The 5976-nt window shown below is 56.5% G+C and carries 7 protein-coding genes, 1 tRNA gene and 1 pseudogene; 6 read left to right on the top strand and 3 right to left on the bottom strand.

Features of this window, described 5'->3' with window-relative positions:
* Positions 1-22 precede the first annotated feature (22 nt).
* A tRNA-Arg gene (locus tag ACESMB_RS14275) sits at positions 23-99 on the top strand.
* Between the two features lie 66 nt (positions 100-165).
* On the opposite strand, the gene ACESMB_RS14270 is transcribed toward ACESMB_RS14275, so the two are convergent.
* From ACESMB_RS14270 to ACESMB_RS14260, 3 genes are all read right to left on the bottom strand, one after another.
* Positions 166-1707 (bottom strand): phospholipase D family protein, encoded by a 1542-nt coding sequence (locus ACESMB_RS14270; RefSeq protein ID WP_372971904.1) that lies wholly within the window; start codon positions 1705-1707, stop codon positions 166-168.
* Positions 1708-1877: 170 nt separating this feature from the next.
* On the bottom strand, positions 1878-2624 hold the full coding sequence (locus ACESMB_RS14265) for a hypothetical protein (protein ID WP_372927602.1): 747 nt from the start codon (positions 2622-2624) through the stop codon (positions 1878-1880).
* Between the two features lie 114 nt (positions 2625-2738).
* Positions 2739-3308, bottom strand: coding sequence for a LysE family translocator (locus ACESMB_RS14260; RefSeq protein ID WP_372927601.1), 570 nt, complete (start codon positions 3306-3308; stop codon positions 2739-2741).
* 123 nt (positions 3309-3431) lie between these two features.
* Between ACESMB_RS14260 and ACESMB_RS14255 the strand changes: the two genes are divergently transcribed.
* The 5 genes and pseudogenes from ACESMB_RS14255 to ACESMB_RS14235 all read left to right on the top strand — a co-directional run.
* Positions 3432-4328, top strand: a complete 897-nt coding sequence (locus tag ACESMB_RS14255; RefSeq protein ID WP_372971903.1) for a cation transporter — start codon at positions 3432-3434, stop codon at positions 4326-4328.
* Positions 4232-4456, top strand: a pseudogene (locus tag ACESMB_RS14250) (DUF6363 domain-containing protein); the annotation flags it as partial. The gene ACESMB_RS14255 and the pseudogene ACESMB_RS14250, both read left to right, overlap by 97 nt.
* Positions 4457-4526: 70 nt before the next feature.
* Positions 4527-5039: a DNA polymerase ligase N-terminal domain-containing protein gene (locus tag ACESMB_RS14245; protein ID WP_372971902.1), complete on the top strand. Its 513-nt coding sequence runs from the start codon at positions 4527-4529 to the stop codon at positions 5037-5039.
* Entirely contained in the window at positions 5036-5332 is a 297-nt protein-coding gene (locus ACESMB_RS14240; protein ID WP_372927598.1) for a hypothetical protein, read from the top strand. The genes ACESMB_RS14245 and ACESMB_RS14240 overlap by 4 nt, the downstream gene beginning before the upstream one ends.
* A gap of 108 nt (positions 5333-5440) precedes the next feature.
* Positions 5441-5976 (top strand): DUF3365 domain-containing protein (locus ACESMB_RS14235; protein ID WP_372971901.1); only part of this gene is annotated, 536 nt, incomplete at its 3' end.

Below are 5976 nucleotides of genomic sequence, written 5' to 3'. Positions count from 1 at the left end.
ATACCGCCCTTCTTGCAGAGATGCCCCCGTAGCTCATCTGGATAGAGCGTCCCCCTCCTAAGGGGAAGGTAGCAGGTTCGAGTCCTGCCGGGGGTACCATCCATCCTTTTTACAATCTGTAACCCGAGACTGGTCAGAATCTCCGCAATCCGCACTGAATACCCATCAAAGCAGCCATTCGATGGGCAAGATCGATAGAAAACCGATGCCGGCGCGCTGAAACCATCCCGTATTCGGCTCTTGATCATGTCGGATTTCAGAACCATCGACCTGCTCGGTCCAGTAAAGCTGATCGTTCTCATCCAAATGAACTTGGTAGCTACGCAGCGGGATAACGTCACCGAATGCGCGATGAATGCTCTGCGACAACGCCGGACTCTCAATCACAAAACCCAGCTCGGTATTTAGATGCATCGAGCGCGGATCGAAGTTGAACGAACCCACAAACAGTCGTTCGCCATCAACGGCGAAGGTTTTTGCATGCAAACTGGAGCCAGAGCTGCCGAACGGACCTGCGCTCCGACCGTCCGGCTCAGACGATGAAAGACGGCGCATTTCAAACAGCTGAATGCCAGCATCCAACAACGCCTTTCGGCGCTTGGCATAGCCGGCATGGACAGCCGCCACGTCCGTTGCATCAAGCGAGTTGGTCAGAACCGTGACTTCTACTCCCCTGCTCTCCAGAGCAGCAAGTGCGTCAACTCCAGCGGCTGTTGGCACGAAATAAGGGGATATCAATGCAACCTTTCGCTCTGGCCGGCCCAGAACTTCACCAAGCTGATGGGCCAAGGTTGTATCATCCCGAATCCCACCGAGACCTTTTGCCGGGTCATCGCTGATCATCCGGGTGCGGGCCCACTCCAAATCGAGATCCCCGCCAACCAGTTCATGGACAAAATCAGCCTGCTCAATTGCCTCAATATACCTGGCCGCCGCTTCGTGGGACCCGGAATATGTGACGTCTTGCCAGGCGGCACTGGAACTGGACGGGGGTTCTGAGTTCAGGATCTGTTCAACGGGGTAAGCAGAGTCGCTGGCCCAATAACGATCAAAATCTGCCGATACCCGGTTAACAACCGGTCCAACAGAAAGAACATCGAGATCTGCGAAAAGAACGCCTTCGGTCGCTGCAAAATACTCGTCACCAACGTTGCGACCGCCGACAATGGTGGCCTGATTATCTGCCGTGAAGGATTTATTATGCATCCGTCTATTCGAGCGGGAAAAATCGGTCAGGTAACCAAGCGACTTGAACGAGCGAAGAGCAAACGGGTTGAAAAGACGAACTTCAATCAAGGGATGACTCGCAAGCCGAGATAGCTCATCGTCCAGCCCAGAGGTGCCATTGTCATCCAGCAGGAGTCTCACGCGGACGCCACGATCAGCTGCGGCATGCAGCTCGCTGATCAGGAGCGTGCCGGTCACGTCTCCGCGCCAGATGTAATACTGTACATCGAGTGTTCGGTCCGCCACCCGGGCCAGCAAAGCCCTGGCCGCAAACGCATCCTGTGGATCCGCAAGCGTATAGATGCCGCTCTGACCCGGATGTTTTTCCAGCCTGTGCGCTATTGCCCGGCCCAACCGTGTGTCCTGAGCCTCCTCGCGGCCAAGTGCCCGGGACTCGGACTTGTCAGCAACCGAAACAGCGCAACCTGATGTGATCAGTAAAACGGCTATCCAAAGAGACAGCTTCATGGATCTGGACATGATAGCCACCAACATAGAACCAACGTCTGCATGCGGTGATCGTCCGACCACCGGATGTCGTTGGCAGGCGCTCATCATGGACATCATCTTTTTCCCCTACTTTATTGACCGCCGGAATCATAGCAAGAGAAACCCCCAGCGGCACGGCCAACCCCGTATACCATCCGCATTCAGAACCCGTACCTCACGCCCACTAGCCCATAGTGCAACCAGGCGAAGGTATATACGCTGCTGTTGTCTGCTCCTCCCTCCAACGTCCGGTACCCGGCCCGCAGGCTGAGATCCTCCTTCAGTTGGTAGTTAAGGCTGACGCTGGCGTCGATGGCCCGGCCCTGGGGTGCGCCCAGACCTTCCACATCCAGTTCGGCAGACCAGCGGGGAGTCAGGAAGCGGGTTGCCTCAAAGGCCAGCAAAGGCACGAAGCCCAGATCGGGATCGTCAGCGGAGCGGTCATCCTGTCGCAGACGGATGTTGGCATCGCGGATCAGCAATGAACCACCAATCCGCAGTCGCCAGCGATCGGTCTCCCGCCAGGTGTAACGATAGCCAATCCTGTAGGTGTTGAACTCGTAGCTGGCCCGGACCGCAGAGCCGGCGACGAAGGTTTCCCCGGCAAAGTTCACATCGCCCTCAAAAGTACCGGTTCCGCTCGTCCGCACAGGCGCATACAGGCCTGTAACGGTGTGTCGTTCGCCCCAGTCACGTTCGAGCTTCAGGCGCAGGTACGGATCGGGCCCTTTGCCAGTAAGGTCGAGAAGATCAAAGCGATCACCCTCGCTGTCATTGGGAATCTGAACATCGTTGCGGGAAAAGCCAAGGGCCCCGGTTTCTATATCCAGCGTCCAGTCCCCCATAGCCGCGGCCGAGGACATCATCAGTAGAGTAGCAACGTTTGCACGAAGGAATTGTCTGTTCATACGAATCTGGCTCCGGATGTCAGTCTCAGACCGCAAAGGCAGGCCCAGGGAGGAGCTTATCAGAAATACATTTGACCAGCCGGATCAGAATGAACAGACGTCCCTCCGCTGAATTCATGCCCCATCCAGAATACCGAACACCAGATGGCCGGCCAGCCCTAACAGAACCATACCAAACAGACGTTCGAACCAGATGGCTTTCCGGCGCAATAGATGCAGCCAGCGTGGGTTCGAGAACAACCAGGTAACGAAAAGGTACCAGCTTCCGTCGATAACCATTGCGGTAGCCGCATAGCCGAACTTGGCGAGCATGCTGGTGTCGGTTCCCACTACCTGACTGAACAGGGCCAGGAAAAATACGGCAATTTTGGGGTTCAGAAGCACAACCAGAAAACCGTCCCGGGCCGCGCTTGCCGTTGTGGGCGCTTCCGGTAACGGGGCATCATCCCGGGGTCTGGCTAACAGGCCCCTCGCGCCAAGCCATGCCAGATAGGCCGCACCACCCCACTGCAAAACAGAGAATGCCAGCGGGGAGGCAGTAATGATGGCAGCCAGGCCGAGGATGCTGAGAAAGGCATAAACACCCACGCCCAGCCCATGGGCGACTGCCGTAACCATGCCGTTCCTGCGACCGCCGGTCAGTGTCTGTTTCAGTACAATAGCCAGCGACGGCCCGGGGGACATGGCGCCCAGGATGCATATCGTGACAACGGTTAGCCAGGTAGCCAGCTTTTATTCTCCCATTGACCTTGTAGCCACTACAGGGTTTTAAATAGTGACATCCAGATTAAAAACCGGAGTGCATGAATGAGCGGAGCGTGTAACAACCAGTGTAGCTGCGACGAATCCGGCCCGGAAAACACCGTGCATCCCCAAAGTTCCGCATCTTCCGGCGACTGGCTCAGCGTCTACAAGGTGCCCAAAATGGACTGCCCGTCGGAAGAGCGGATGATCCGTATGGTACTGGGTGGCTTCGACACCATCCAGGCACTTTCATTCAACTTGTCTGGCCGCACACTGGAAGTTCTCCATAATGGAGACGCCGACCCTATCACCCGGAAACTGGCAACGCTTGATCTGGGAGCCTCCCTGCAGGAGACCCGCGCAACGGATTCGGAAGCTCTCAGGGCCGCTCAATCCTCCAAAAGCGAACAGGCTGATGAGTCAGGTACCCTGTGGATACTGCTGGCCGTCAATGGCCTGATGTTCCTGGTAGAGATGACCATGGGCCTGATTGCCCAGTCCGCAGGGCTCATTGCCGATTCCCTGGATATGTTTGCCGACGCAGCCGTGTACGGTCTCGCACTGTATGCCGTCGGCCATGGCGTTAGAATGCAGGTGCGGGCAGCCCATGTTGCCGGCATTCTACAGCTCATTCTTGCACTCGGGGTGCTCGTTGAAGTGGGCAGGCGCTTTCTGTTCGGCAGTGAGCCGGAGTCACTGTTGATGGTGGCCGTCGCGTTTGTGGCGTTGGTTGCCAATACCATTTGCCTGCTGCTGATCTCGAGGCACCGGGAAGGTGGTGCTCACATGAAGGCCAGCTGGATATTTTCAGCGAACGATGTGGTGATCAACCTGGGTGTTATCCTGGCCGGGGCACTGGTTGCCTGGACCGGCTCCAATTATCCGGACCTGATTATCGGTGCCATTGTCGGCGGCATTGTATTGAACGGCGCCAGACGCATTCTGGCACTCAAGGGATAGACCAATGTTATCTGCTGTTCCGGGCCTACCCAGCCCTTGCCGAAGCATCGCTGAGCCGTGCGGAGCGGTATAATGCCACTCTTTCATTTATACAGAACCCGCCACAGGACTGCACTATACGGGTGATTGTTCCGCCCACCGAAGACCCGCAGGCAAACGTGTGCCAGTTCAGACCTTCTCCAGAAACGGGAGCCCCCCATGAGCAAGCACGGCCACGGCACCAGACGATCCTTCGTCATCCAGAAGCACGACGCCAGTCAACTGCATTACGATTTCCGCCTGGAGGTGGACGGCGTACTGAAATCCTGGGCTGTCCCCAAAGGCCCCTCCACGGACCCCTCGGAAAAACGGCTTGCGATTGAGGTGGAAGACCACCGGCTGGACTACGCTGACTTTGAAGGCGTCATCCCGGAAGGACAATACGGCGCTGGAACCGTAATGGTATGGGACGCAGGCCGCTACAAGAATCTCCGCGGCGACAATATGGGCGCCTGCCACCGGGACGGCATGATCGAGGTCTGGCTGGAAGGCGAGAAGCTTCAGGGAGGCTATGCTCTGAAGCGCTTCCGGGGCGGGAAGAAGCCGCAATGGTTACTGATCAAGATGAAAGACGAAACCGCCGACGCAAGGCGTAACCCGGTTTCCACCGAAACTGACTCGGTAAAAACCGGCAGAAACCTGAAGGCCATCAGGGAGGAAGACAGAGAATGACTGAGCAGGACTACGGTGGCTATCAGGTTGAGCTTTCCCATACTGACAAGGTTTTCTTTCCTGATGCCCGCATTACCAAGGGTGAGTTGCTGGAATACCACGAGCGCATCGCCGACATCATGCTCCTCCATATCCAGGAACGTCCGCTTACACTGAACCGATTTCCTGACGGCATCGGCAAAAACGGCTTTTTCCAGCAGTCACGGGGAGACTACTTTCCGGAATGGCTGGACACACTGGACGTGGGCCAGCATAAAGACGTTCGAAGAAGGCGTTTCGCAGTTAACCGGTAAAGCTCTCTAGATGGAATTACCCTCAAGCTACACAACTGGCTCAATTCACGCGCTTCGATAATGCTATATACTTATTCCAAATCAGCAAGCACACCAGGGAGGTACACAGTGGCCAAACCGATGATCACAACCGCTGTTCTGCTTTCGATTCTTTCCATGCCAGCCATGGCCGAGGCGCCCGCGCAATCTGCGGACAAACAGGTTGCCGAATCGCGCGCGATGGTAAAGATGTTCAGCGGTGCGCTTAAAGAAGCGCTTCAGGCCGCCATCAAGGAGGGTGGTCTCACCAACGGCATTGGCGTCTGCAAGACCGTGGCTCCGGAGATTGCTGCCGACAACAGTAACGAAGAATGGACTATCAGCCGAACCAGCCTGAAAGTCCGCAATCCGGATAACGCCCCTACCGAATGGCAACAGATGCAACTTCAGGCAATGGATCGGCAGCCGGTTAAAAACGGAAAGCCTGTCGAGGTCTGGCAGGTTTCCGAAGCCGAGGGCCAGCCGGCTTTTCGCTATATGAGCGCCATTCCGACCCAGAAGCTTTGCCTTGGCTGCCACGGTAAGTCGATCGATCCGGAGGTGAAAGCCAAGCTGGATGAGCTATACCCCGAAGACCAGGCCACCGGTTTTTCCGAAGGTGACCT

The organism is Marinobacter sp. (assembly GCF_041686475.1).
Taxonomy (GTDB): domain Bacteria; phylum Pseudomonadota; class Gammaproteobacteria; order Pseudomonadales; family Oleiphilaceae; genus Marinobacter.
The sequence above is the reverse complement of the archived record's forward strand: the minus strand, read 5'-3'. Positions and strand labels throughout refer to the sequence as shown.